This is a genomic window from Streptomyces sp. NPDC051172, assembly GCF_040682555.1.
Classification (GTDB): Bacteria; Actinomycetota; Actinomycetes; order Streptomycetales; family Streptomycetaceae; genus Streptomyces.
On the sequence record NZ_JBFBBE010000017.1, the window covers coordinates 106,296 to 133,181 of the forward strand.

Sequence of the window (26,886 nt, forward strand, 5' to 3'; positions counted from 1 at the left end):
ACCGGTATTAGAATGACGGCATGGTGCGCACCCCTCTCACCCCCGAAGAACGCGAACGCGGCGAGCGGCTCGGACGGCTGCTCCGCGAGGCCCGCGGCGGACGGAGCATGACGGACGTCGCGGCGGACGCCGGGATCTCCGCGGAGACCCTGCGGAAGATCGAGACGGGCCGGGCCCCGACGCCGGCCTTCTTCACGGTCGCCGCACTGGCCCGCGCGCTCGGCCTGTCGATGGACGAACTCGCGGGGGCCTGCGCGCCGGTCGCGGTGTGAGTCCGCCAGGAGCTGTCCCCGCGCACGTCACGTTCCGGCAGGCAGGGCGTACTCTGCGTCCCGTCGGAAAACTTCTCGTAGCGCTCCCGTAATACGGCTCGTGTTGTCTAACGGACCGGAGTGCTCCGGTCTGGCGGGAGTTGGGCGATGGCTGTGGATCAACTCCCGGGCCGGGTACGGGAGTTCGTGAACTACCTGAACGGCCTGCTGGCACGCCTGGATCAGGGCGGCGGCTGGTGCGCCGTCTTCTGGCAGCGCGACCCCGACGGGATGCGGGCCTGTCTCGAGGGGCGTGAGGTGCCGCCCTGGGACGTGGTGGAGGCGCTTCTGCAGGACCTCACCGCGGAGTACGGTCCGGCTGCCGCCGCCCAGGAGAAGGAGCGGGCCCGCGGGCTGCACACCGCCGCGCTCGCGGCGCACGACGCCCGGCCCGGCGGCCGGGACGCCCTCGGTGACCGGCTCGACGTCATGCTCCGCGAGCAGCGATACGCCGCCGAACGCCAGGCGGGACTGGGCCAGCGGCTCGCCGCCGCCACCACCCGGCAGGAGGCCGACGCCCTCCGCCTCGACCTGGCCTGGGCCCGCGACGACCACGAACGGGCCGCCGCACGCTGCGCCGAACTCCGCGCCCGGATGGCCGACTTGGACAGCCGCACGGCAGACGGCCGGGCGGCGGCGATCCGCCGGACCCGCATCGCGGAGGGCGCGGTCTACCGCATCGACAGGGAGTTCCCCCCGGACGAGCCACCACCCGCGGACGGCGACGAGGCCCCCAGTCAGGGTTTCCCGCACCGGCGCGGCGCGTACGACGCCGGTCCCGCAGACGGGCAACGGGGGCTGTTCGAAGCGGGCGCCCGGGGTGGCATACAGTCGACGGACTCGCACGGCGGTGGCTCTGCGTGGGCCCGGAGCGGCCCGTACGACCGCGCAGTCGCAGAGGGGCAGCAGGGCGGTCCCTACGAGGCCGCCGCCTCAGGTGCGGCGCCGGTGTACGACTCGTATGACCCCGCAGGGGCGGGGCGAGGTCCGGCGGGGGCGCGCGAGGATGTCGCAGAAGGGCAGTCCGCTGCCCGCGGCGCGGCACAGCCCCGTGGCCCGTTCCAGGCGGCGCGTCCTGTCTCGTACGAGCCCCAGCCGCACGCCACCCCCAACGGCGTGGCGCAGCCCGCCCCTGAACCGCCCGCGCCCAAACAGCGCAAGCGCCGTCGAGGCGGTGCGCGGTTCGCCGGGATGGTGGAGGAGGAGGCCGCCCCCGTCGCCGTGCCGCCGAACGCCGCGCCCGTCCTGCCCGCTCCGAAGGCCACGGGTCGTTCCCCGCGCGGAGCGAGGTTCGCCGGGGCCGCCGAGGTGGCGGAGCGGCCGCAGCAGCCGGAGGCCGAGCCGTTGGACACGGCGGGGCCCCGAGAGGTCGTCGGGGCCGTCGAGCGGCTGGTGCGGTTGCGTCAGGAGGGGCGCAGCGGCGAGGCGCACGCGCTGCTCGTCGACGCCGCCCACTGGCCCGCCGCCCGTTTCCCGCTGCTCGCCGCGGAACTGCAGCGCGCCGGGCTCGGCGCCGACTGGGCGACCCTGCTGTGGGAGGCCGCCTCGCTGCCCGCCGACCGGCTCGTGGCCGCCGCGGACGCCCTGGTCGCGGCCGGGCGCGGCGACGACGGGGACCAGATGCTGCGGCAGGGCGTCGCCCGGCCCGCCGCCGAGATCGGGCAGGCCGTACTGGCACTGGCCGGTGAGGGGCGCGACCGCGAGGTGCGCGCGCTGCTCGACGCATACGTCCGCGTCCGCACCCCCGAGGAGGCGGCCCGCAGCGCCGAGCCCGACCCGAGGGCCCTCGTACCGCTCCTGCTGGAGGCCGCGCAGGGCGTCTCCGAAGAGCGACACTGGGATCTGGTGCACGCCCTCCGCGTCGCCGGCTTCGCCGCCTGACACGCCCCGACCACCACTCCCACCGGCCCCTCCGCTCCTCCACAGGAGTGCGAAACGTGATCGACTCCGCGGGTTAACGGCGATGGTCTTGGCAAGGCTCTCCCGGAGGCTTACGTTCATCCCTCTACGGCCTGTTCTACGGGCGTAGAGGCTCTGACGACCCGCCGAAGGAGCAGCTCATGGCCAACGTCGTTCGTGCCGCTCTGGTCCAGGCCACCTGGACCGGCGACACCGAGTCCATGGTGGCGAAACACGAGGAGCACGCCCGCGAGGCGGCCCGCCGGGGTGCGAAGATCATCGGATTCCAGGAGGTCTTCAACAGCCCCTACTTCTGCCAGGTCCAGGAACCCGAGCACTACCGCTGGGCGGAGCCGGTGCCCGAGGGGCCGACCGTGAGTCGTATGCAGGACCTCGCGCGCGAGACGGGCATGGTGATCGTCGTGCCGGTCTTCGAGGTCGAGCAGTCCGGTTTCTACTACAACACCGCCGCCGTGATCGACGCCGACGGCACCTTCCTCGGCAAGTACCGCAAGCACCACATCCCGCAGGTCAAGGGTTTCTGGGAGAAGTACTACTTCAAGCCCGGCAACGTCGGCTGGCCCGTCTTCGACACGGCGGTCGGCAAGGTGGGTGTCTACATCTGCTATGACCGACACTTCCCCGAAGGGTGGCGTCAACTCGGGCTCAACGGCGCCCAGTTGGTCTACAACCCCTCCGCCACCCACCGCGGTCTCTCGTCCTACCTCTGGCGGCTGGAGCAGCCCGCCGCGGCCGTGGCCAACGAGTACTTCGTCGCCGCGATCAACCGGGTCGGCGTCGAGGAGTACGGCGACAACGACTTCTACGGGACCTCGTACTTCGTCGACCCGCGCGGCCAGTTCGTCGGCGACACCGCGAGCGACAAGGCCGAGGAACTCCTCGTCCGCGACCTCGACTTCGACCTGATCGAGGAAGTGCGGCAGCAGTGGGCGTTCTACCGTGACCGACGACCCGACGCCTACGAAGGACTGGTGCAGCCGTGACCGACCTCTACGCCCGCCACAAGTCGGTGCTGCCCGACTGGCTCGCCCTCTACTACGAGGACCCGCTGGAGATCACGCACGGCGAGGGCCGCCACGTCTGGGACTCCGACGGCAACAAGTACCTCGACTTCTTCGGCGGCATCCTCACCACGATGACCGCGCACGCGCTGCCCGAGGTCACCAAGGCGGTCAGCGAGCAGGCCGGGCGGATCCTCCACTCGTCCACGCTCTACCTCAACCGCCCGATGGTCGAACTCGCCGAGCGCATCGCCCAGTTGAGCGGCATCCCGGACGCCCGCGTCTTCTTCACCACCTCCGGCACCGAGGCCAACGACACCGCCCTGCTGCTCGCCACCACCCACCGGCGCAGCAACACGATCCTGGCGATGCGCAACAGCTACCACGGCCGCTCCTTCAGCGCGGTCGGCATCACCGGCAACCGCGGCTGGTCCCCGACCTCGCTGTCACCGCTGCAGACCCTGTACGTCCACGGCGGCGTCCGCACCCGCGGCCCGTACGCCTCGCTCAGCGACGACGACTTCATCGCGGCCTGCGTCGACGACCTCAAGGACCTGCTCGGCCACACCCGCCCGCCCGCCGCGCTGATCGCCGAGCCCATCCAGGGCGTCGGCGGCTTCACCTCCGGGCCGGACGGCCTGTACGCGGCCTTCCGCGAGGTGCTCGCCGAGCGCGGCATCCTGTGGATCGCCGACGAGGTGCAGACCGGCTGGGGCCGCACCGGCGACCACTTCTGGGGCTGGCAGGCGCACGGGCAGAGCGGCCCGCCGGACATCCTCACCTTCGCCAAGGGCATCGGCAACGGCAGCTCCATCGGCGGTGTCGTCGCCCGCGCCGACATCATGAACTGCCTCGACTCCAACAGCATCTCCACCTTCGGCGGCACCCAGATCACCATGGCGGCCGGCCTCGCCAACCTCACCTATCTGCTGGAACACGACCTCCAGGGCAACGCCCGGCGGGTCGGCGGGCTGCTCATCGAGCGGCTGCGGACCGTCGCCGCCCAGGTCCCGCACGTACGGGAGGTGCGCGGCCGCGGCCTGATGCTCGGCGTCGAGCTGGTGAAGCCGGGTACCGACGAGGCGGACCCGGACGCCGCGTCCGCCGTCCTCGAAGCGACCCGCGCGGACGGACTGCTCATCGGCAAGGGCGGTGGCCACAACACCAGCGCCCTGCGCATCGCCCCGCCCCTGTCCCTGACGGTCGCGGAGGCGGAGGAGGGCGCCGCGATCCTCGAACGCGCTCTGAGGAGCCTCACGCAGTAGTGGACTGAGCAAGGGAAGACCGCCATGACCACCTTCGGGATCCCCGAACCCGCCCTGTCGGTACGCCAGGTGCTGACCCTGGAACGGGTCCTCGCAGGGGAGCCCGAGGTGGTGGCCGGCGCGGCCCAGCTCGACCGGCCCGTGCGCTGGGTGCATGTCGCCGAGGCGCCCGACGTGGGCGTCATGCTCAGCGGCGGCGAGATGGTGCTCACCACCGGAGTGCTGCTCGCCGGCGACGACGAGAAGCAGGCCGAGTACATCCGGTCCCTGCACCGCGCGGAGGCGGCGGCCGTCGTGCTCGGCCTCGGGCGGGCCTTCCCCTCCCCGCCGGACGTGATGCGCCGGGCCGCCGAGCGGTGCGGGCTGCCCATGGTCGTCCTGCACCGGCCCTTCCCGTTCGCGGAGCTGACGGAGGAGGTGCAGGCCCGGCTGGTCCGGCGGAAGTTCGCCGCCGTGAGCCTTTCGGAGTCCGTCCGCACGGCGCTCACCGGTCTCATCACCGCGGGCGCCCCGCTGCAACGGCTTCTCGACGAGATCGCCCAGCACAGCGCCTGCCCGGTCGTCGTCACCAACCTCGCCCACCGCGTCCTCGCCACCGCGGGGGAGCGGCCGGCCGTGGACGACGTGCTGCGCGACTGGGAGCGCATCGCCCGGCAGGCCGGCGGCAGCGAGGGAGACGGCTGGATCCGCGCCGAACTCGGCGGGCGCGGCGAACGCTGGGGCCAGATCATGCTGTGCGGCTACCGGGGCGACACCGCCACCGGACGCCTGCTCGCCGACCGGGCCGCCGAGGCCCTCGTCCTGCACCGCATGCTCGGCGGCAACTCGGCCCACACCTGGGAGGAGCAGTCCGCGCAGAGCCTGCTCACCGACCTGGTCAGCGGTGTCGTACCGGCGAGGCAGCTGCTGCCACGCGCGCGTGCCGCGGGACTCCCGGTCAACCGACGCACCTTCGTACCGCTGGTCGTGCGGGACGGAGAAACGGCCCAACTCGACCGGGTGCTGAGGATGTTGGGGCTGCCCGGTCTGGTCGCCGAGCTGGCCGACGCGGCCACCGCGGTCCTGCTCAGCCTCGCCCGCGACCAGGACGCCGAGGCGCTCGCCACGCACTTCGCGGCAAGGCTGCGCACGGAATCGGGGTCGACGAAGGCCGTGGTGGCCGCCGCCGACCCGCGCACCGCCTGGGACGACGTGCCCGCCGGACTGCGCGAGGCCCAGCACGTCGCCGACGCCGTCGCCGACTCCTCGGCCGCCCTGGACCTCCCGGCCGTCGTACGCCTCAGGGACGTACACCTGCGAGGCCTGATCCGGCTGCTGCGGGACGATCCGCATGTGCAGTCGTTCGCGGAACGGGAGCTGGACGGGCTGCTGTGCGCGGCCGACGAGGACCTGCTGTCCGTGCTGCGCACCTATCTCGCCACCGGCCGCAACAAGTCCCGCACCGCCCAGCTCCACCACGTCTCCCGGCCCGCCCTGTACCGCCGCCTGGAGGCCATACAGGGCCGTCTCGGCGTGGACCTGGACGACTTCGAACAGGCCGCCTCGGTGCACATCGCGCTCCTCGCGCACGACGCGCAACAGGGGTGAAACATGCCACGACCTGGGAAAACGGCGGTGAAACATGGGCTCGCAAGAGAGTGACACGGTGGCACGCGCGAGGCCCGCAGACGTGACAGCGTGCAACTCAAAGCCGGTTTTCGGACTTCCTAGTCTTCTCGCACACCGAGCGACCGGAGGTCCCGATGAGCAGAGTGATTCGTGCCGCCCTCTTCCAGACCGCGTGGACGGGCGACAAGGAGTCGATGATCCAGGTACACGAGCAGGCGGCCCGGGACGCGGCCGCGCAGGGCGCTCAGGTCCTGTGCTTCCAGGAACTGTTCTACGGGCCCTACTTCTGCCAGGTCCAGGACAAGGCGTTCTACGAGTACGCGGAGGCGATCCCGGACGGCCCGATCGTCAAGCGCTTCCAGGCGCTCGCCAAGGAACTGGGCATCGTACTGATCCTGCCCATGTACGAGGAGGAGCAGCCCGGCGTCCTCTACAACACGGCCGCGGTGATCGACGCGGACGGCTCGTACCTCGGCAAGTACCGCAAGCACCACATTCCCCAGGTCCCGGGATTCTGGGAGAAGTTCTACTTCCGCCCCGGCAACCTCGGCTGGCCCGTCTTCGACACCAAGGTCGGGAAGATCGGCGTCTACATCTGCTACGACCGCCACTTCCCGGAGGGCTGGCGGGCCTTGGGCCTCGCGGGCGCCGAGATCGTCTTCAACCCGTCGGCCACCTCACGCGGTCTGTCCGCCTACCTCTGGCAGCTGGAGCAGCCGGCGGCGGCCGTCGCCAACGAGTACTTCGTCGGCGCGATCAACCGTGTCGGTGTCGAGGAGCTGGGCGACAACGACTTCTACGGGACGACGTACTTCGTCGACCCGGAGGCCCAGTTCGTCGGCGAGGTGGCGAGCGACAAGGAGACCGAACTCGTCGTCCGCGACCTGGACCTGGCCAAGCTCCGCGAGGTCCGCGACCGCTGGCAGTTCTTCCGAGACCGCCGCCCGGACGCGTACGGCCCGCTGACGGCGCCGTAACAAGCCGCCGGTCACACCCGCGCCCTGTCTCTGTCTTCAGGGGCGCGGGGAACTGCGCGACCAGCCACAACCGACCCGCACTCGTCGAACAAGCAGCGGAGTGGAAAAGCATGAGCAGCCGTACGGTCATCCGCGGTGGCCTAGTAATCACCGCATCCGACGAACTCCACGCCGACGTCCTCATCGAGGACGGCCGCATCGCCGCCCTCGCCGCGTCCGGCACCCCCGCCGCGGAGGCCTGGACCGCCGAGCGGACCATAGACGCCACCGGCAAGTACGTCATCCCGGGCGGCGTCGACGCCCACACCCACATGGAGCTGCCGTTCGGCGGCACCTTCGCCTCCGACACCTTCGAGACCGGCACCCGGGCGGCCGCCTGGGGCGGTACGACCACGATCGTCGACTTCGCGGTGCAGAGCGTCGGTCACTCCCTGCGCGAGGGCCTCGACGCCTGGCACGCCAAGGCGGAGGGCAAATGCGCGATCGACTACGCCTTCCACATGATCGTCTCCGACGTGAACCAGGACACGCTCAAGGAGATGGACCTGCTGGTCGAGGAGGGCGTCACCTCCTTCAAGCAGTTCATGGCCTACCCGGGCGTCTTCTACTCCGACGACGGCCAGATCCTGCGCGCCATGCAGCGCTCCGCCGAGAACGGCGGCCTGATCATGATGCACGCCGAGAACGGCATCGCGATCGACGTGCTGGTGGAACAGGCGCTGGCCCGCGGCGAGACCGGCCCCCGCTACCACGGCGAGGTCCGCAAGGCGCTGCTGGAGGCCGAGGCCACGCACCGCGCCATCAAGCTCGCGCAGGTGGCGGGCGCCCCGCTCTACGTCGTGCACGTCTCGGCCATGGAGGCAGTGGCCGAGCTGGCACGCGCGCGTGACGAGGGGCTCCCCGTCTTCGGCGAGACCTGCCCGCAGTACCTGTTCCTGTCCACCGACAACCTCGCCGAGCCGGACTTCGAGGGCTCGAAGTACGTGTGCAGCACGCCGCTCCGCCCCAAGGAGCACCAGGCCAAGCTCTGGCAGGGGCTCAGGACCAACGACCTCCAGGTGGTCTCCACCGACCACTGCCCGTTCTGCTTCGTGGGCCAGAAGGAGCTCGGCCGCGGCGACTTCTCCAAGATCCCCAACGGTCTCCCCGGCGTCGAGAACCGCATGGACCTGCTCCACCAGGCCGTCGTCGAGGGCCACATCTCCCGCCGCCGCTGGATCGAGATCGCCTGCGCCACCCCGGCCCGCATGTTCGGCATGTACCCGAAGAAGGGCACCATCGCGCCCGGCGCGGACGCGGACGTCGTCATCTACGACCCGAACGCCGAGCAGGTCATGTCCGTCGAGACGCACCACATGAACGTCGACTACTCGGCCTACGAGGGCAAGCGCACCACCGGCCGGGTCGAGACGGTCCTCTCGCGCGGCGAAGTCGTCATCAACGAGCGGGAGTACACCGGACACGCCGGGCACGGCGTCTACACCCCGCGCTCCACCTGTCAGTACCTCAACTAGGAGTGGCGCCATGGACTTCGGACTCGTCCTGCAGACCGACCCGCCGGCCTCGAAGGTCGTCAGCCTGATGAAGCGCGCCGAGCGCAACGGCTTCACCTACGGCTGGACCTTCGACTCCGCCGTGCTGTGGCAGGAACCGTTCGTGATCTACAGTCAGATCCTGTCGAACACCACCAAGTTGACGGTCGGCCCCATGGTCACCAACCCGGGCACCCGCACCTGGGAGGTCACCGCCTCCACCTTCGCCACCCTCAACGACATGTTCGGCAACCGCACCGTCTGCGGCATCGGCCGCGGCGACTCCGCGATGCGTGTCGCGGGCCGCAAGCCCAACACCCTGGCCCGGATCAGCGAGGCCATGAAGGTCATCCGGGCGCTGGGCCGCGGCGAGGAGGCCGACCTCGGCGGCACCGTGATCAAGTTCCCGTGGATCAAGCCGGGTGCCGAACTCCCCGTATGGATGGCGGCGTACGGCCCCAAGGCCCTGAAGATGACCGGCGAGGAGGCCGACGGGTTCATCCTGCAGCTCTCCGACCTCTACCTCACCCAGTACATGGTGAAGGCGGTCAAGGACGCTGCCGCCGAGGCCGGCCGCGACCCCGCCGACGTCAAGATCTGCGTCGCCGCCCCCGCCTATGTCACCGAGGACGACTCGCCCGAGGCGCTCGCCCACGCCCGCGACCAGTGCCGCTGGTTCGGCGGAATGGTCGGCAACCACGTCGCCGACCTGGTCTCCAAGTACGGTGAGCACTCCGCCGCCGTACCCGACGAGCTCACGGACTACATCAAGGCCCGCGAGGGATACGACTACTCCCACCACGGACGCGCCGACAACCCGGACACCCAGTTCGTCCCCGACGAGATCGTCGACCGGTTCTGCATCATCGGCCCGGTCGAGAAGCACATCGAGAAGCTGAACGCGCTGCGCGAGCTGGGCGTCGACCAGTTCGCCGTCTACGACATGCACGACGCGCAGGAGGCCGTGATCGACGCGTACGGGTCGCAGGTGATCCCGGCCGTCAACGGCTGAACCGACAGCTGCGCCCGACTCCCCAGCCCCCCACTCCAGTTCTCCCCTCCCCACCTCCCCGGGGAGGGGGCCGGAGCCCGCCCCGCACGGCCTTTCCGGATCACCCCTCATTGATTGGCCTGCCCATGACCGACACCGCTCCCACGGCCATACCGCCGACAGCCCAAGTCACCCTCGCCGACGGGCGGGTGGAGATCGCCCCCGGGTCCCCGCTGCCCAGCGGCCCGTACGCCAACGAGGACCTGCTCCCGGTCCCGGTCGAGAAGCGCACCTGGACCACGTACAACTTCTCCGCCCTGTGGGTCGGCATGGCCCACAACACGGCTTCCTGGACCCTGGCCTCCGGTCTGATCGCCGTCGGCATGGACTGGAAGCAGGCGGTGCTCACCATCGCCCTGGCCAATGTGATCGTGCTGATCCCGATGCTGCTCACCGGGCATGCGGGACCGAAGTACGGCATCCCCTTCCCGGTCTTCGCCCGTGCCTCCTTCGGTATCCGCGGCGCCAACCTCCCCGCCGTCGTAAGGGCGTTGGTGGCGTGCGGCTGGTTCGGCATCCAGACCTGGATCGGCGGCGAGGCGATCTACTTCCTCGCCGGGAAGCTGATCGGCAACGGCTGGTCCGACGCCGGGAAGGTCGGCGGGTACGCCTGGACGATGTGGCTGTCGTTCGCCATCTTCTGGGTCATCCAGGTCGCCATCATCTACCGGGGCATGGAGACGATCCGCCGCTTCGAGAACTGGGCGGCGCCCTTCGTCATCGTGGGCGCGCTGGTGATGCTGATCTGGATGAGCAACAAGGCAGGCGGCTTCGGCCCGCTGCTCGACCAGCCCTCCAAGCTCGGCTGGGGCGGCGGCTTCTGGAAGCTGTTCTGGCCGTCCCTCATGGGCATGATCGGCTTCTGGTCGACGCTGTCGCTGAACATCCCGGACTTCACCCGCTACGGGAAGTCGCAGAAGGCGCAGACCTGGGGACAGGCGCTCGGCCTGCCCACCACCATGACGCTCTTCGCGCTGCTGTCCGTGCTGGTCACCTCCGGTTCGCAGGCCGTGTACGGGCAGACGGTCTGGGACCCGGTCCAGCTCGCGGCAAAGACGGACAACGTCTTCGGCCTGCTGTACGCGCTGGTGACCGTGCTGGTGGCGACCCTGTCCGTGAACATCGCGGCCAACCTGGTCTCGCCGGCCTTCGACTTCTCCAACATCGCGCCGCGGAAGGTCGGTTTCCGGGCCGGCGCGCTCGCCACCTGCGTCATCGGCGTGCTGATCTTCCCGTGGAAGCTGTACTCCGACCCGCAGGGCTACATCTTCACCTGGCTCGGACTGGTCGGCGGACTGCTCGGCACCGTCGCCGGCATCCTCATCGCCGACTACTGGATCCTGCGCCGCGGCAGGCTCGACCTCGTCGACCTGTACCGGGCGGGCGGGCGCTACTGGTACGAGGGCGGCTGGAACTGGCGGGCCGTCGTCGCCTTCGTGGCCGGCGGCGTCCTGGCGATCGGCGGCGCCAGCTTCAAGCCGCTGATCGACGGGCGGCCCATCCCGGCGCTGGAACCGCTCGCCGACTACGGCTGGGCGGTCGGCCTCGGCACCTCGATGGTCCTGTACGTGGTGCTGATGCTGCTGCGCGGAAGGGACCGCCTCGAAGCCTGAGCCTGTGCTTTCGCCTTCGCCTTCGGAGGGCAGCCGGTCCTACCGGCTGCCCTCCAGCGCGGTCACGGCGTCCCTCGACGCCTCGATCGCACCCTTGTTGATCTCGTCCGTGCTGGGCGCCTTCTTCGTCTCGAAGTCGCTGCCGTTGTACGTGACGACCACCAGCACGTTGGAGACCTGCGCGAACACCATGCCTTCGCGGGTCTGCTGCTTGTCCTGGGTGGTGAGGTTGACGATGGAGTAGGCCTGGTCACCGAGTCCGGGAACCGCACCTCCGCCGCTCTTCTCCGCAATTCGCTGCTTGTAGGCGCTCTGTGCTGCTTCGTCCGAGTTCATGACTTCGAAGGAGACGTCGAGCCACCGGTAGTCGTAGCCCTTGAGCGCGTTCCAGGAGCAGGTGCGGCGCAGTTTCGCGTCCGTCGACTGAATTTCCTTGCCTGCCGTATTGGCGCCCGGAACGAGCGACTTGAGCGTCTTCTCGGTCACGCTGCCGCACGGCGCGGGGGAGGCGGCGTACGTCTTGGTCTGCGCGGTCGTGGACGGGGCGGAGGCCGACTGGTTGCCGGTCTGCGGTGCGTCCTTGTGCTCGGCGGTCGTCGTCGCCGCGGGGCCGGACGTCAGCGCCCAGCCCGCCGCGGCCAGCACGACCACCGGGGACAGACGCGCGGTCAGAGCGAGCGGCAGAGGAAAATCGCGCACGGCACACTTTTCGGTGGGGGACGGTGTGCGGAGGGGGTCCGCACTGCGGACGGGGCGCCAGTCTCACATGAGTCCCTGTGAGACGGAAGTGTCAACTCGCTCCGTGGCCGCCCGGTTACTGATCAGTCGGCATCGGTGGGCATCCGACTCGGCCGGCCGGCGGCGCCGAGCCGGATGCCGTCATGCCACTCGACCTCGACGTTCTCCCAGTTGTTCAGTACCGACCGGACGCGATCGGGGCCGGGGCCGGACCGTGGGCACACCAAGGACGGCACGCTGCCCCGGCTGGCGATCATGTCGTAGCCGCAGGGCGGGAAAGGACGGACCTGCGCGTCCGCCACCTGGTACGAGGCGTTCGCGACCTTCTCCGCGGCCGTCAGCTTCTGGGCGGTGCGCAGCAGCGGCGCCGAGATGTCGACGCCTACCGCGTGCCCGCGCGCGGCCGGCCGGGCGGCGATCCTGGTCGTGGCGCCGGTGCCGCAGCCGACGTCGAGGACCCGGTCGGCGGGCTTGACGGCCGCCGCCGCGAACAGGGCAGCATCGACGCCGTTCCAGGTGTGTGCCTGTCGGCTGCCGTCGATCACGGTCATGACGTCTCCCGGGCGGCGTGCAGACCGAACGAGCTCTGGTTGGCACTTGGGTGCGACACCTGTCACTCCTGCGGCGCCCACAACCTGCGCAGTGAGCTGTGACACGGTAGTTGGCGCTTTGTCACGGCCCCCTATGGCCGAGTGGGTCCGGCTGACGGGACGCGTCGTCGGCGCAGGAGCAGCCCTGCGGGCCGCCGCAGGGCGGCGGCCAGGCCGAGGCCGAGCGGGATCTGCAGGAACTGCTGGATCACCGGGGGCCCGGGCTTGTCGCCCCGTCTGAGCGGGGCACGGCCCTGCGGATCGACGGTCACCGCGTAAGTGCCGCCTACCACCCACTTCCAGCCCATGAGCCCGTTCTCCTCGATCGGAGCCAGCGGTGGGCCGTCGAGGACGGTGACCGTGTAGACGGGGGCGCTGTCGCCCATGCCGTCGCCGGCGGACCACTGAATCTGCCGGACCCTGACGTGTTCGGTACGCCCGTACTGGTGCAGTACCTGCTGATCCAGCTCCTTGTTCTGCAGGAACAGCACCCCGAGGAGGCATACCGCACACAGCAGCCACCGGATGTCCAAGCACCAGCACATGCCCAGGAACACGCAGCCGAGGACGAGCGCCAGCGCGCACAGCTCGTAGATCCACGGGGCGTGCCCGACGAAGTCCGTGCGCACGCCCAGACGGACGGCTGCCCACAGCGCCAACGCCGCGCCGGTGCTTGCGGCGCCCACCAGCACCCGCCGGCCCACGCCTGTCCGCCCTTTGCCTGCTTCGCCCGCGCTCATCCTCCCCCCTGCTTTCGACGAAACCGCCGGCCTGGTGGTGCACACGGTCCAATGTATGGATTGTTGAACGATCCTTCAATAGGATGGTTCAACAATCCATCGTCTGCTTTGCGGACGCGGAACGGCGGCAACCAACCGGAGGGCCGTAGGAGATGAGCTCGTATCAGTTCGAACAGGTCGACGACGACGGGCGGATCCTGTTCAGCGACGACCCCGGGCTGCGGCTCGGGCGCGTGCTGATGGTCCTGGACACCGCGGAAGGCACGGTCACCCTCGATCACATGCGGACATGTCACATGCCCACTGCCCTCTTGGAGTTCCGTACCGGCGTGGGCGTGGGCGACTTCGGGTTCGTCATGCCGTGGGGAGCCACGCGCGACGACATGCCCGAGGAACCGCAGATCGAAGGCGCCATCCTGTTCGGCATGAGGCGCCTGCCGGCCGAGTTCTCCGACCTGCACCTGATCCCTGGATGGCAGCTGCACGAGATACCCGATGAACAGCCAAAACTGAGTCAGTTCCTCGGGTACACCTACTCCCGGCTGGAACTGCGGACGCCCGACGGTGAGATCTACTCCCGGACCTGGGTCGCGCACGACCCCGAGTGGACGGCCGCCGCCCTGCGTCACGGCAACGTCGTGTGCCTGTGCGGCGTGGAACTGGGGATCCGCGCACCGTATGCGATGACCGACGCACAGCACACCCCGCGCATGCGCCACGCGGCCTTCCGCACCGGATGCGAGTTGGGTCTGACCGTGGGTGGATTCGTCGCCTACGTCGACCACCGCTGACGCGCAACACCGAGCCGGCATGCACCGAGTACGAACCGGGCCCTGCGGACGATGTGAGGCCGGCGTGCTGAAATCCCGGCTGTGAGGCTGTGCGGGCTCGGCTGCCACGAGTGCGTATCGACGCGTCGGTCGTCGTCGGCAGATGACGGTGCAGCCGAGGGTGACGAACGCGTGGTGGATGTCGTCGCGGATCTCTGGGCGGGTACGTGATCTGGAACCGGCGAACCTTGCCCCGGTACACCGGGGACGGACCGGTAGCCGGCCCGCCCTTCATCGCGCGGATGTGGCTGGAGTCGACCCCATCTCGGGAGGATCCAGCAGGTCTGCGGCCCGCGGCCGCGGCTCGCAGAGCAGCAACTCGTGCCTGGCAGCGGTCCTCCTGGTCTCGACCGGCTCGTACCCCCTTCGGTCAGCGTCAGCGAAAACTGACACGGCGTCATTCCCGGAGATCCACAAGCCGCCCTTTGTCAGGAGTCGTTAACCCGTTGCGGCCGCATGCGGAGATCAGCACCCTTGTGCGATGACGGAGACGACACGCGCGCAGGGCCCGGCCGTCCACGAGGAGATCCTCGCCTACTACGCCCAGGGCAAGGAGGACGCCCGCCTCAGACAGGGCGGCGCGCCCGCCGGGCGGCTGGAGTTCTGGCGCACGCAGGACGTGCTGCGGCGGGTGCTGCCGGCGGCTCCCGCACGGATCCTGGACGTCGGCGGAGGCAGTGGCGTGCACGCACAGTGGCTGGCGCAGGACGGGTACGAGGTCGACCTCGTCGATCCCGTACCGCTGCACGTCGAGCAGGCAGGCCGGTTGCCCGGAGTGCGCGCAAGGTCCGGGGACGCCCGGTCCCTGACGGACGACGACGCCTCGTACGACGCAGTGCTGCTGCTCGGCCCGCTGTATCACCTGCCCGAACGGGCGGACCGGGTGAGTGCGTTGGCCGAGGCGCGGCGGGTGGTACGGCCGGGCGGGCCCGTCGTGGCGGCCACCATCAACCGCTACGCGGGGCTGCACGACCTGCTCCGGAAGGAGCGCTACTTCGACCCGGCGCAGCGGGCGCGCACGGACGCAGCGAGCAGCGACGGCCGGCACGACGGCGAGGGCGGCCTGTTCACCGTCGCCTACTTCGCCCAACCCGCGGAGGTGCCCGGCGAGTTCACCGAGGCCGGCCTCGTCTTCCAGGGGCAGTACGGCCTGGAGGGCCTCGCCTGGCTGATGGACGGCGTGGAGGACTGGCTGGACGACCCGGAGCGGCGCGAGGCCGTGCTGGCGGCGACCCGTCGCATCGAGTCGGAGCCGACGCTCCTCGGCGCGAGCGGACACCTGCTCACGGTGGGCAGACGGCAGCCGTGAGCAGGCGTCCGGTGCCGTTACGCGGCTGTGCCGCCCGCGTAGTCGCTGTTGAACGTCGTCTCGACGGTCGTGGCCACCGACTGGGCCACCCCCGTGCCGGTGAGGATGATGCCCAACTCGCGGTTGTTGGAGAGCGAGTTGCTGCTGATGTTCATGGAGCCCGCCTCCACCTCCTGGGTGGCCAGGCCGTAGTCGGCGACCATGGCCTTGGCGTGGATGTAGAAGCCGTTGGGGTCGGAGTAGCCGACGACGGTGCCGCCCGCCGCCTTGATCTCGGACACCTCGCTGGAGTAGCTGGACGGACTTTCCAGCACCACCCGCACGGTCACGCCCGCCTTCGCTCTCGCCGCGATGGCGTCGACCACCGTGCTGTCGCTGAACTCCAGTTCCTCTACGTCGAGCGTCTTGGTGGCGGCGTTGACCACGGACAGCAGGCGGTTGCGGGAGTCGGTGGGCGACCAGAGCAGGTGGTCGCCGTCGGTCGGGGTGATCGAGGTGCCGGCGTAGTCGGCGTTGAAGACCTTCTCGATCGCGGCGACGTCACGGGTGTCGTCCGTGAAGACGCCGTAGTCGCGGCCGGTGGCGTAGTACTGCGAGGTGAGATTGCCCGTGAGGACCAGCGACTTGGTGGCGTCCACCGTGATCGTCTTCTGGTGGGTGTAGACGAAACTCGACGACGACCACACCACCCCCACGCCCGCGTTCGTCAGGGCGGTGTACGCCGAGTTGTTGGCGGTCTTGTGCTGCCGGTCGAGGATCACCCGCACGGTGACGCCCTTGTTCTCCAGCGCTATGAGGTCGTTGACGGCCGTGGTGTCCTCCAGCTCGTACATGGTCATGTCGAGGGAGGTGGTGGCCGAGTTGATGAAGCCGTAGATGTTCGGCTGGCTGCCGCTCTGGGAGAAGGCGAACGCGGTGTAGCTGGCCGCGTTCGCGGGGACGGCGGTGGCGACGACGGCGGCGCCGGCCGCCAGGGCGACACCCGCGCGCCCGATGACCTTCCACAGCATGTGTGACTCCTGGTCGAGTTGATGCCACGTGGGGGGTGGGTGAGCATGGGCATGACACCACGCGCGTAGAACGCCCAGGAAGAGAAGGTCGGTGAACACGGGATTACCGGCCCGGAGTGCGAGCGGACAAAGGGGACTTCAGGCAGGTGGAAGACGGTTCATGCGGTCCCCGCGAATTCGCAAAATCTTCGTAGGGTGCCCGCAGTGGAACGCAGCGCGCATGGCCAGTCCGCCGAGCGCGGGTGCGGACATCAGCAGTCCGTGCACCCGGTCGCGGTTCGTGCCACCACAGGCCTTGGCGAGCTGGTCGGCGAAGAGCTGCAGCGGGCCGCCCTGCTTGTACAGGCTGCTCTTGGCGAGCGCGCTCCTGGTGCCGGGAGGGGCGCCGTTGCGTCAGGTCGCGAGCAGCCCGCGGCCGTACCAGTCCTTGGCGTCGCGGACGCCGGGCAGGGCGTAGAAGTAGCCGCCGCCGGTGGGAGAGATGTAGTCGACGAGGGGCTCGTCGATCAGACGGGTCTGGGTGGCCTCGAACTGGCGCTTGACGTCCTGCTGGTAGCAGCAGAAGACCAGGCCCATGTCGAGGTTGCCGACCTTGTCGATGCCGCGGTCGTAGTTGTAACCGCGGCGCAGGATACGGGTGTTGTCGGTCCTGGACGTGCGCGGGTTGGCGCGGCGGATGTGGGCGTCCAGCGGGATCGCGGTGCCGTGCGGGTCCTTGGCGTAGTTGGGGACGTCGGTCTCCATGGCGCCGTCGAGCGGGGCGCCGGTGTCCTTGCGGCGGCCGAACATCAACTCCTGTTCGCTGAGCGAGACCCGGTCCCAGAACTCCACCAGCATGCGGATGACACGGATCACCTGGTAGCTGCCGCCGGTCGCCCAGGCGGGTTCGCCCTGACCGTCGCCGACCCAGATCAGGCGGTCGGTCTCCCGCGTGGAGGTGACGTCCGGGTTGGCTATGCCGTCCTTGAAGCCGAGCAGGTTGCGCTGCGCACCGCTGGGGCGGGGCGTGTTCTGGAAGCCGTCGATGCGCCATTTGATCTGCATGCCGCCGCGCGTGTGCTTGGCGATGTCACGCAGGGCGTGCAGCACGGTGTCCTGGCGGTCGGCGCAGATCTGCAGGGACAGGTCGCCGTGGCACTCGGCGGGGTTCAGATTGTCGTTGGGGAAGGTCCGCATCGCGGTCAGACGGCGGGGCCTGGCCTTGGCAAGGCCGTAGCGGTCGTCGAAGAGGGAGGAACCGACGCCGACCGTGACGGTGAGGCCGTCGGCGGGGACGGTTGGGCCGAGGATGCCGTTGTCGGAGGGCGGCGCGCCCACGCCCAGGTCGGCCGGGGTGCCGCCGGAGGTGAGGAAGCGGGCGCGGTCGGTGATGGTCCGCAGCAACTCGGCCAGTGCGTTGCGGTCGTCGGCGACGACCTCGAAGGACACGAAGGTGGCGGCCGCGGGGGCGGGAGTGAGGATGCCGGCCTGATGGGCGCCGTGGAAGGGGACCTTGGGGCCGTTCTCCGTCTGTGTGGCCGCCTGTGCGCTGCCGCTGCCGCTGCCGCCGCTGCTCTCTGCGAGCGTGAGCCCGCCGCCGGCCAGGACCGCTCCGGCGGCCCCGGCGCCGAGGGCCGTCTTCACGAAGGAACGGCGGCCGGCACCGGCGGGACAGCCGTCCTGCGGGGCGGGGGATTCGGCGGACGGCATGGGGGCGTTCCCTTCGCTGCGTACAGGGTGGTGACGGGGATTGCGGTGCGGGGCGGTCATCAGGCGGACTTCCGGATCTCCAACAGGTCGGGAACCGGGGCGAGGTCCTCCAGGAGCTGGCCGGTGGCTCCGTTCAGGCGGGCCCGGGAGCTCGGGTCGAGCCGGTCCACGGGGGTCCAGGAGCTGCCGTGGTGAGCCGCGTCGAGGAGCTGCTGCAGGCGGGCGATGTCCGCGTCGACGGTGGGCAGCAGGTGCGGGGAGCGGCTGGTGAGCAGGGGCCTGAGGACGGTGAGCAGTTCGCGGGTGCCGGCGAGATTGGCGTCGGCGGTGGCGAGGTTGGTGCCGCTGCCCTCGTCGGTGTCGCCGGTCAGCTCGAACTGCAGGGTGTTCTCGAGGATCTCGTGGGCGCGCAGTGGCAGGTCTGAGGGGTCGAAGTCCTGGTGCGGGAAAGCACTGCGCAGCCCGGCGGTGTCGGCGGCCAGCTGTTGCGCCGGAGCGGTGAGCGAGGTCGCCGACTCGCCGTGCCACAGGCCGTACTCGAGGCGGTGGAAGCCGGTGAAGCCCTTGTCCTGCACGCCGTCCGGCAGGCCGTCGGCCCTGCCGTTGATCTTCTGGTCGAAGTCCTCGAAGGTGCCGTAGGCGGCGCCGAGTGAGGCGTACGTGCGGTGCGCGACGAGCCAGTCGGCGCGGGCCTGGCCGAGGTGGTTGCCCTGGATGTCGGCGGCGAGGGTGTGCGTCTGCCGGCCGAGAGTGGCCAAGCCCTGGCCGACGTACGACTTGTACTGGGCGAGCGGGCCTGCGAGGTCCTTCTCCGAGGCGGGCACGACCGCCTGCGCGGCTCCTCCGCCGGTGACGCGGACCGCCTTGGAGGTCACCGCCGTACCGTTGCTCGGCACGCACCGCCACGCGTACGTGCCGCCCGCGACAGTGGCGACCAGCGCCCGGGTGGTACCGGGCGCCAGGCCCTCGACCTCTCCGTAGACGGCGCTCGTGGCCGGATCGACGAGGTACACCTCGGACGTCTTGTCGCCGGTGTTGTGCATCTGGAACGTCTGCCTGCCGGGCTTGGGCGCGCTGAAGCCCTTGCCGCAGTCCTTCTCCGAGACGGCGATGGTCTGCCCGGCGGCCGACTTGGGGCGGCCGAAGGCCACGGCGAGACCCGCGATCACCGCGGGCACGGTGACGACGGCCACGGGGACCACCCAGGCGGGACGGCGCCGTGCGGGCCGGGCAGCCTCCGCTTCCCGATCCGAGGCCGGCTCGGCGGGAGCGGGCTGCTTCGGGGGCGTGGCCCGCACACCGCGCACGAACAGCGTCATCACTACGGCGAGGTAGCCGCCGTAGCCGACGACCTGCAGCCAGGTCATGGCCGGTGTCAGATTGAACACGCCCTGGAGCAGGGTGCCGTACCAGGAGCCGGCGTCGATGCTGCCGCTCAGGTCGAACGCGAACGCCGTGCTCCCGGGCAGGACACCGCCCTCCTGCAGGTCGCGCAGGCCGTACCCGAGGACACCGGAGGCGATGACGATCAGGACGACGCCGGTCGCGGTGAAGAACCTCGTCAGATTGATCTTCAGCACCCGCCGGTACAGGCCCCAGCACAGGGCGGCCGACAGCAGCAGGCCGACGGCGGCGCCCGTCAAAGGGCCCGCGGACTCGCCGGCCGCCTGGGCGGTGGTCCACAGGAACAGCGCGGTCTCCAGACCCTCCCGGCCCACGGCCAGGAAGGAGGTGACGACCAGGACGCCCGCACCCATGCCGAGCGCGCTGGTGACCTTCTCCTTGATCTCGCCGGAGAGGCTGCGCGCCGAGCGGCGCATCCAGAACACCATCGCGGTGACGAACGCGACCGCGACCAGGCTGAGCGTGCCGCCGAAGGCCTCCTGGGCGGTCGCGGACAGGGACGCGGCGGTGAAGGTGAGGACCGCGCCGAAGCTCATGGCGAGCGCGACCGCCGCAAGGACGCCCGTCCACACCTGCGGCAGCCGGGAGCGGGCGTCGGCCCGCACGAGGGTCGCGACGAGGATGGAGACGATGAGCCCGGCTTCGAGTCCTTCCCGCAGCCCGATCAAAAAGCTCGGAAATGCGTCATCCCACATGCGGTCCTCTTAGCGTAGGCATGCCTAACCAAACGCGGACCATCATGGCTGCGGGTATGTAATCGGTCGGCCTGGAAAGAGTAATCCAGAGGTCAAAATCCTGATCTGCCGCAGTGCCGCCGACAACGAGGAACGGAGACCGGGCAGGCCGTGGAAAGGGCGGAGCGGGCGGCGGGGGCTGGTGGTGGCCGCATCCGGGGGCAGGAGAGGGGCCGTCGGGCGCAGGGCGGACGGCGGGGCCTTGCCGTCGGACCCGCTCGGCTGCTTGTCCGATGTGCCCGGCATGTGCAGTGGGCCTCGGGTGCTCTTTCTTCCCAGGATTCTTCTGGGGTTGGATGGCTCTGGCCCATGCCCGCAGACATCGAGGTCAGAGATGCATTTCACCACTCGTCCCACCCTCCGGGGCACCTTCGGGGCGGTGTCCTCCACCCACTGGCTGGCCTCGCAGTCGGCGATGGCCGTCCTGGAGGACGGCGGCAACGCCTACGACGCTGCCGTGGCCGGGGCGTTCGTGCTGCACGTCGTCGAGCCGCACCTCAACGGGCCGGCCGGCGAGGTGCCGATCCTGCTCGCCCCGGCGGGCGGCGAGGTGCGGGTGCTGTGCGGCCAGGGGGTCGCACCGGCCGGAGCGACGGTCGCGCACTACCGGGGACTCGGGCTGGAACTCGTTCCCGGCACCGGGCCGCTCGCCGCCGCCGTGCCCGGAGCGTTCGACGCCTGGATGCTCCTGCTGCGCGACCACGGCACCAAGCCCCTCGCAGACGTCCTCAAGTACGCCATCGGGTACGCCGAACACGGGCACGCGCCCGTGGAGAACGTCGGCGCGACCGTCGAGTCGGTACGGCAGCTCTTCGAGACGGAGTGGACCTCGTCGGCGGAGGTCTACCTGCCGGGTGGCAGGGCCCCGCGCCCCGGCGAGCTGCTGCGCAACCCCGCCCTCGCCGCCACCTGGAAGCGACTGCTCGCCGAGGTCGCCGGTGCGGGGGGCCGGGTCGCGCAGATCGAGGCGGCGAGGGAGGTGTGGCGGTCGGGGTTCGTGGCCGAGGCTCTGATACGGCAGGCGCAGCGGCCCACCATGGACACCAGCGGTGAGCGCCACACCGGCACCCTCACGGCCGCCGACCTCGCCGGCTGGTCCGCGACCTACGAGGCACCGGCGACGTACGACTGGAACGGCTGGACCCTGTGCAAGGCCGGTCCGTGGAGCCAGGGCCCGGCCTTCCTCCAGCAGCTCGCCCTGCTCCCGCCCGAGCTGCCGGAGTACGGGTCCGCCGACTACGTCCACTTGCTGATCGAGGGCTGCAAGCTCGCCATGGCCGACCGGGAGGCCTGGTACGGGGACGCCGCCGAGGTCCCGCTCGGCGAACTCCTGTCGGCGGACTACAACGCGGCCCGGCGCGACCTCGTCGGCGACAAGGCCTCGTACGAGCTGCGTCCCGGCAGCCCCGGCGGGCGGGCCCCGCGGCTGAGCAGGCACGCGCGCGTGGTCGTCACCGACGACCCCGGGTTCGACCCGATGGGCGCAGGTGAGCCGACGGTCGCCAAGCCGACCACGTCCCCGGTGCCGGGTGAGCCACGCGCGCGTGCCGGGGAACCCGAGGTGCGCGCCGACGGTGCCACCCGCGGGGACACCTGCCACCTCGACGTCGTCGACCGCTGGGGCAACCTGGTCGCGGCGACGCCCAGCGGTGGCTGGCTGCAGTCCAATCCCGTCGTGCCCGAGCTGGGGTTCCCGCTCGGCACCCGGCTGCAGATGACCTGGCTGGAGGAGGGCCTGCCGAACTCGCTGACGCCCGGCCGCCGCCCCCGCACCACCCTCACGCCCTCGATCGCCCTGCGCGACGGTGTGCCGGTCATGGCGTTCGGCACTCCCGGCGGCGACCAGCAGGACCAGTGGCAGCTGCACTTCTTCCTGGCCGTCGCCCTGCGCGCTCAGGTCCGCGGCGGTCCCGACCTGCAGGGCGCCATCGACGCCCCGAACTGGCACAACGACAGCTTCCCGGGGTCGTTCTACCCGCGCGGCATGCGGCCGGGAAGCGTGACGGTCGAGTCCCGCATGGACCCCGGCGTCGTCGAGGAGCTGCGGCGCCGCGGACACGACGTCACCGTCGGTGAGCCCTGGTCGGAGGGCCGGCTGTGCGCGGTCGCCCGGGACCCGGAGACCGGCGTCCTGTCCGCGGCCGCGAACCCGCGGGGCATGCAGGGGTACGCGGTCGGTCGCTGATCGCGCACACCGGGCCGCTGACCGAGCACGCCGAGTTCACGTCGATTCCACCGGGGCTCCACCGGCACGGCGGGGATTGTCAGTGGCGCGTGCTCTCATGGAGCCATGATCGAAGACAAGGAAACCATCGACGAGTTTCTCGCCCGCCACTCGGCCGACGTGGAGGAGGCGGTCCGCAAGGCCGCCGCGGCCGAGATCATGCCCCGCTTCCGCAGACTCGCCGCCCACGAGGTCGACCAGAAGGCCGGACCGCACGACCTGGTGACCGACGCCGACCGCCTCGCCGAGCAGTACCTCACGGACGCCCTGGGCGCGCTTCTGCCCGGTTCGGTCGTGGTCGGCGAGGAGGCGGTGCACGCCGACCCGGTGACGTACGAGGCGATACAGGGCGACGCCCCGGTCTGGATCGTCGACCCGGTGGACGGGACACGGCAGTTCGTGCGCGGCGAATCCGGCTTCTGCACACTGGTCGCCCTCGCGCACCGCGGAGCCCTGCTCGCCTCGTGGACCTACGCACCCGCCTGCGACCAACTGGCCATCGCCATAAGGGGCCAGGGCGCCTTCCTCGACGGCGAGCGGCTGTCCGCGGGCTCGCCCGCCCCAGGCCAAGACCTCCAAGTGGCCACCTCCCACCCGGACTACACGACCGACGAGCAGAAGCGCGCCCTGCTCGGCCTGCGGACCGGCGGTATCGAGTTCCGTTCCTGCGGCTCGGCGGGCCTTGAGTATCTCGCCATAGCCCGCGGTCAGTTGGACGCCGTCGCCTTCTCCTGGGAGGCGGCGTGGGACCACGCGGCGGGCATCCTGCTGGTCGAGGAGGCGGGCGGCGTCCACCTCACGCTCAGCGGGGAGCCCTTCCGCATCACGGGCGGCAACGCCCTTCCGTTCACGGCCGCACGCGACACCGCGACGGCCCGCCGGGTGCACGGGCTGCTGTCGGGCACGGCCTGATCAGGGTGAGTCACCCGCCGCAGGTGGCTGTCAGCGCCCCGGCATATCCTGATCCTCAGAGGCCATCGGCTGACGAAGGGGTCCGAAGGTGCCGTCGATGCTCGATGCTGTCGTGGTGGGTGCGGGGCCGAACGGACTGACGGCCGCCGTGGAGCTGGCCCGCCGCGGCTTCTCCGTGGCGGTCTTCGAGGCCCGTGACACCGTCGGCGGAGGAGCCCGCACCGAAGAGCTGACCCTGCCCGGCTTCCGGCACGACCCGTGCTCCGCGGCCCACCCCCTCGCCATCAACTCCCCGGCGTTCCGCACCATGCCCCTGGAGCGGTACGGCCTCGAGTGGCTGCACGCCGAGCTGCCCATGGCGCACCCCTTCACCGACGGCACCGCCGCCGTGCTGTCCCGTTCGGTCGCCGAGACGGCCGCGTCCTTCGGCCCACGGGACGCGGGCGCCTACCGCAGGCTGGTCGCGCCCTTCCTCCCCAAGTGGGACACCCTGGCCCGCGACTTCATGTCCCTGCCGCTCACCGCGCTGCCGCGCGACCCGGTGACCCTCGCCCGCTTCGGCCTGGTCGGCCTGCCCCCGTCGACCTGGCTGACCCGCCGCTTCCAGGACGAGAAGGCCAAGACCCTGTTCGCGGGCCTCGTCGCGCATGTGATGGCGCCCCTGAACGGCTTCGCCACGGGCGCCATCGGTCTGGTCTTCGCCCTGGCCGCACACGCCCGCGGCTGGCCCGTGGCCCGCGGCGGCTCCCAGTCCATCTCCGACGCACTCACCGCGTACCTCAAGGACCTGGGCGGCCTGGTCCACACGGACTACGAGGTCAAACGCCTCGACGACCTGCCGCCCGCCCGCGCCTACGTCTTCGACACCTCACCCACCGCCCTGGCCCGCATCGCGGACTTCGGCCGCTACTACGAGGGCTACAAGTACGGCCCCGGAGTCTTCAAGGTGGACTACGCCCTGGACGGCCCCGTGCCGTGGACCGCCGAGGAGGCCCGTGCCGCCGGCACCGTGCAGATCGGCGCGGACAGCGCGGAGATCGGCGCCGCTCTGACCGCGGCCTCCCGGGAGGGCAGAGCACCCGACAGACCCTTCATGATCACGGTCCAGCCCGGCGTCGTCGACCCCACCCGCGCACCCGCAGGCAAACAGGTCTTCTGGGCCTACGGTCACGTCCCCAGCGGCTGGACCGGCGACCTCACGGACGCCATGGAACGCCAACTGGAGCGCTTCGCGCCCGGCTTCCGCGACCGCGTCCTCGCCCGCGCCACCGCCGGTCCGCCCGAACTCGCGGCCCGCAACGCCAACTACATCGGCGGCGACATCGCCTCCGGCGCGGTCTCCGGACTCCAGATCCTGCTGCGCCCCAAGCTCTCCCTCTCCCCGTACAGCACCCCCCACCCGGCCGTCTTCATCTGCTCCTCGGCCACCCCACCCGGGCCGGGGGTACACGGCATGTCGGGGCACAACGCGGCGAAGGCGGTCTGGAGGAGGCTCAGGCAGACATGACACCGACCATCACGCTCGCCAAGGGCGACATCACCCGCGAGAGCGCCGACGCGATCGTCGACGCCGCGAACTCCTCCCTGCTCGGCGGCGGAGGAGTCGACGGCGCCATCCACCGCCGCGGCGGCCCCGCGATCCTCGAGGAGTGCCGCAAACTCCGCGCCTCGCAGTACGGCAGGGGCCTGCCCACCGGCCAGGCGGTCGCCACCACCGCGGGCGCCCTTGACGCACGCTGGGTGATCCACACGGTGGGCCCGGTCTGGTCGTCCACCGAGGACCGCTCCGAACTGCTCGCCTCCTGCCACCTGGAGTCGCTCCGCGTGGCCGACGAGCTGGGCGCCCGTACGGTCGCGTTCCCGGCGATCTCCACCGGCGTGTACCGGTGGCCGATGGAGGATGCGGCTCGTATCGCGGTCCAGACGGTGCGGGACGCGTCGACAGACGTCGAAGAGGTGCGGTTCGTCCTGTTCGACGACCGGGCGTATGAGGCTTTCGCCACGCAACTCGGCTGAGGAGGCCGTGGGTGGGCATGTCCACTGCGCCTGAGCCCCCGACAACCGAAAAGGCCGGTGTCTCAATCTGGGACATCGGCCCTTTTGGGCACTGCAGCGGTGAGGAGATGCGGTCTACGGCCGGAGAGGGAGAGGATGCCTGGGCGGCACCTTCGGCCACACCGCCCCTGCAACCCTGCTCCGGCGAGACGCCGTGACCGCACGCGAGCACTGGTCCGAGACCTTGACACCGGACGGCCGGCCCCACGACCTGTTTGCCGAGGCCCTCGATGTCCTGGCCGAGGGCGGTCCCTTTTCCCCAGACGCCTGGGTCGCCTGGACCGGGCGTCCTGACGTTGGCGGTTCGCCCCCGATTCGGACCTGTCAGGCACCGCCCGGGTTACCAACTTCCCGTTCGGCACCGGGAGTTCGGGAAGATCGGCGTCGAACGCCGCGTCCCACCGCTCACATACCCGCAGTCGCGCCGCTGAGTCGTGCGGTGGTGTGCAAAAGTGGGCAGCCGTGGCCCTGCTGCGGCTTCTAGTCTGACCGAGGTGGTGATCGCGCGCGGGAGGGGAGCCCGAGGTGATGGGTGGATCGTGGGTGAAGGCCGTGGGGGGCTTGGACGATGCGCCGGTGCGGCTGTTCTGTCTGCCGCACGCGGGCGGGGGCGCCGCGTCCTATCTCGCGTGGCGGGAGCGGCTGGGACCCGACGTGGAGGTGCTCGCCGTCGTACCCCCGGGCAGGGAGGCGCGGCACCGGGAAGAGCCGTACCGGCGGATGGCCGAGCTGCTCCCGCCGCTGACGGAGGCCGTCGTCCCGTACGCGGACCGGCCCTACGCGATCTTCGGGCACAGCCTCGGCGCCGCGGTCGGCTACGAGCTGGCCCGTGCCCTGAGCGCCGGACCGGCCGGACCGCCGCTGTGTCTGTTCGTGTCGGGGCGCCGGGCGCCGCGGCGCCCGGCCCTCGGCCGACGTCATCTGATGTCCGATCAGGAGCTCCTGTCGGTGCTCGCCGCGCTCGGCGGCATGCCCGAGGAACTCCTCGGCCACCCGGACCTGATCCGGCTGCTGCTGCCCCTGCTGCGCGCCGACTTCGAACTCAGCGAGACCTACGAGCAGTTGCCCGGGGCCCGGCTGAAGTGTCCGGTGCTCGCGCTCGGCGGAGCGGCTGACCCGGAGGTGCCGCCGGCGCAACTGGCGGAGTGGCGGCACGTGACCACAGGAACGTTCGGCCTGCGGATCTACCGCGGAGGCCATTTCTACCTCACCGAGGCACTGCCCGAGCTGGCCCGGACGATCGGTGCGGAAATCGGCCGCACCATGGGCCTTGCCCCCGCCGGGAACAATGAGCGTTCGTATTGAGCCGGTTCGGGGGCCCGGCCGTCCCGTCGACGCCGAGTACATCGACGGGTTCCGGTGCTGCTGCGGTG

Annotated in this window: 22 protein-coding genes; 16 read left to right on the forward strand and 6 right to left on the reverse strand. The window is 70.8% G+C overall.

Annotated elements, in window-relative coordinates; translation table 11 throughout:
• Window positions 1-20: 20 nt before the first annotated feature.
• The 9 genes from AB0N07_RS13365 (at window position 21) to AB0N07_RS13405 (ending at window position 11,278) form a co-directional block, all read left to right on the forward strand.
• Window positions 21-272, forward strand: a complete 252-nt coding sequence (locus AB0N07_RS13365; protein ID WP_030947047.1) for a helix-turn-helix transcriptional regulator — start codon at window positions 21-23, stop codon at window positions 270-272.
• Between the two features lie 147 nt (window positions 273-419).
• Window positions 420-2,192 carry a hypothetical protein gene (locus AB0N07_RS13370; protein WP_365834358.1) on the forward strand — a complete coding sequence of 591 codons (1,773 nt, stop codon included), beginning with the start codon at window positions 420-422 and terminating at the stop codon, window positions 2,190-2,192.
• A gap of 179 nt (window positions 2,193-2,371) precedes the next feature.
• Complete coding sequence (locus AB0N07_RS13375; protein ID WP_365834359.1) at window positions 2,372-3,214, forward strand: nitrilase-related carbon-nitrogen hydrolase; 843 nt, start codon at window positions 2,372-2,374, stop codon at window positions 3,212-3,214.
• Window positions 3,211-4,497 carry an aspartate aminotransferase family protein gene (locus tag AB0N07_RS13380; protein WP_365834360.1) on the forward strand — a complete coding sequence of 429 codons (1,287 nt, stop codon included), beginning with the start codon at window positions 3,211-3,213 and terminating at the stop codon, window positions 4,495-4,497. Before AB0N07_RS13375 ends, AB0N07_RS13380 begins: the two co-directional genes overlap by 4 nt.
• A gap of 24 nt (window positions 4,498-4,521) precedes the next feature.
• Window positions 4,522-6,084, forward strand: a complete 1,563-nt coding sequence (locus AB0N07_RS13385; protein ID WP_365834361.1) for a PucR family transcriptional regulator — start codon at window positions 4,522-4,524, stop codon at window positions 6,082-6,084.
• A gap of 155 nt (window positions 6,085-6,239) precedes the next feature.
• On the forward strand, window positions 6,240-7,082 hold the full coding sequence (locus AB0N07_RS13390; RefSeq protein WP_365834362.1) for a nitrilase-related carbon-nitrogen hydrolase: 843 nt from the start codon (window positions 6,240-6,242) through the stop codon (window positions 7,080-7,082).
• A gap of 110 nt (window positions 7,083-7,192) precedes the next feature.
• Window positions 7,193-8,596, forward strand: coding sequence for a dihydropyrimidinase (hydA, locus tag AB0N07_RS13395; protein WP_365834363.1), 1,404 nt, complete (start codon window positions 7,193-7,195; stop codon window positions 8,594-8,596).
• Window positions 8,597-8,606: 10 nt separating this feature from the next.
• A complete protein-coding gene (locus tag AB0N07_RS13400) occupies window positions 8,607-9,626 on the forward strand; it encodes a TIGR03842 family LLM class F420-dependent oxidoreductase (protein ID WP_365834364.1) in 1,020 nt (339 codons plus the stop codon).
• A gap of 125 nt (window positions 9,627-9,751) precedes the next feature.
• Window positions 9,752-11,278, forward strand: a complete 1,527-nt coding sequence (locus AB0N07_RS13405; protein ID WP_365834365.1) for an NCS1 family nucleobase:cation symporter-1 — start codon at window positions 9,752-9,754, stop codon at window positions 11,276-11,278.
• A 39-nt stretch (window positions 11,279-11,317) separates the two neighbouring features.
• Here AB0N07_RS13405 and AB0N07_RS13410 read toward each other — a convergent pair whose 3' ends face one another.
• The 3 genes from AB0N07_RS13410 to AB0N07_RS13420 form a co-directional block, all read right to left on the reverse strand.
• A complete protein-coding gene (locus AB0N07_RS13410; RefSeq protein WP_365834366.1) occupies window positions 11,318-11,977 on the reverse strand; it encodes a hypothetical protein in 660 nt (219 codons plus the stop codon).
• Window positions 11,978-12,099: 122 nt separating this feature from the next.
• A complete protein-coding gene (locus AB0N07_RS13415; protein ID WP_365834367.1) occupies window positions 12,100-12,567 on the reverse strand; it encodes a class I SAM-dependent methyltransferase in 468 nt (155 codons plus the stop codon).
• A gap of 131 nt (window positions 12,568-12,698) precedes the next feature.
• Window positions 12,699-13,346, reverse strand: a complete 648-nt coding sequence (locus AB0N07_RS13420; protein ID WP_365834368.1) for a hypothetical protein — start codon at window positions 13,344-13,346, stop codon at window positions 12,699-12,701.
• Between the two features lie 152 nt (window positions 13,347-13,498).
• Here AB0N07_RS13420 and AB0N07_RS13425 point away from each other — a divergent pair, with 152 nt between their 5' ends.
• On the forward strand, window positions 13,499-14,137 hold the full coding sequence (locus tag AB0N07_RS13425; protein WP_365834369.1) for a hypothetical protein: 639 nt from the start codon (window positions 13,499-13,501) through the stop codon (window positions 14,135-14,137).
• A 520-nt stretch (window positions 14,138-14,657) separates the two neighbouring features.
• A complete protein-coding gene (locus tag AB0N07_RS13430; RefSeq protein WP_365834370.1) occupies window positions 14,658-15,485 on the forward strand; it encodes a class I SAM-dependent methyltransferase in 828 nt (275 codons plus the stop codon).
• Between the two features lie 17 nt (window positions 15,486-15,502).
• On the opposite strand, the gene AB0N07_RS13435 is transcribed toward AB0N07_RS13430, so the two are convergent.
• From AB0N07_RS13435 to efeU, 3 genes are all read right to left on the reverse strand, one after another.
• Window positions 15,503-16,495 (reverse strand): phospholipase D-like domain-containing protein, encoded by a 993-nt coding sequence (locus tag AB0N07_RS13435; protein WP_365834371.1) that lies wholly within the window; start codon window positions 16,493-16,495, stop codon window positions 15,503-15,505.
• Window positions 16,496-16,888: 393 nt separating this feature from the next.
• Complete coding sequence (efeB, locus tag AB0N07_RS13440) at window positions 16,889-18,184, reverse strand: iron uptake transporter deferrochelatase/peroxidase subunit (RefSeq protein WP_365834372.1); 1,296 nt, start codon at window positions 18,182-18,184, stop codon at window positions 16,889-16,891.
• Between the two features lie 59 nt (window positions 18,185-18,243).
• Window positions 18,244-20,283 (reverse strand): iron uptake transporter permease EfeU, encoded by a 2,040-nt coding sequence (gene efeU / locus AB0N07_RS13445; RefSeq protein WP_365834373.1) that lies wholly within the window; start codon window positions 20,281-20,283, stop codon window positions 18,244-18,246.
• Window positions 20,284-20,656: 373 nt separating this feature from the next.
• Here efeU and AB0N07_RS13450 point away from each other — a divergent pair, with 373 nt between their 5' ends.
• From AB0N07_RS13450 to AB0N07_RS13470, 5 genes are all read left to right on the forward strand, one after another.
• Window positions 20,657-22,507, forward strand: a complete 1,851-nt coding sequence (locus AB0N07_RS13450) for a gamma-glutamyltransferase (RefSeq protein ID WP_365834374.1) — start codon at window positions 20,657-20,659, stop codon at window positions 22,505-22,507.
• Window positions 22,508-22,612: 105 nt separating this feature from the next.
• Entirely contained in the window at window positions 22,613-23,458 is an 846-nt protein-coding gene (locus tag AB0N07_RS13455) for an inositol monophosphatase family protein (RefSeq protein ID WP_365834375.1), read from the forward strand.
• Window positions 23,459-23,555: 97 nt separating this feature from the next.
• Window positions 23,556-24,965 (forward strand): NAD(P)/FAD-dependent oxidoreductase, encoded by a 1,410-nt coding sequence (locus AB0N07_RS13460; RefSeq protein ID WP_365834376.1) that lies wholly within the window; start codon window positions 23,556-23,558, stop codon window positions 24,963-24,965.
• Window positions 24,962-25,474: an O-acetyl-ADP-ribose deacetylase gene (locus tag AB0N07_RS13465; RefSeq protein ID WP_365834377.1), complete on the forward strand. Its 513-nt coding sequence runs from the start codon at window positions 24,962-24,964 to the stop codon at window positions 25,472-25,474. The genes AB0N07_RS13460 and AB0N07_RS13465 overlap by 4 nt, the downstream gene beginning before the upstream one ends.
• 591 nt (window positions 25,475-26,065) lie before the next feature.
• The gene (locus tag AB0N07_RS13470; RefSeq protein WP_365834378.1) at window positions 26,066-26,818 is read left to right on the forward strand and encodes an alpha/beta fold hydrolase; all 753 of its coding nucleotides are present in this window, start codon (window positions 26,066-26,068) and stop codon (window positions 26,816-26,818) included.
• Window positions 26,819-26,886 lie beyond the last annotated feature (68 nt).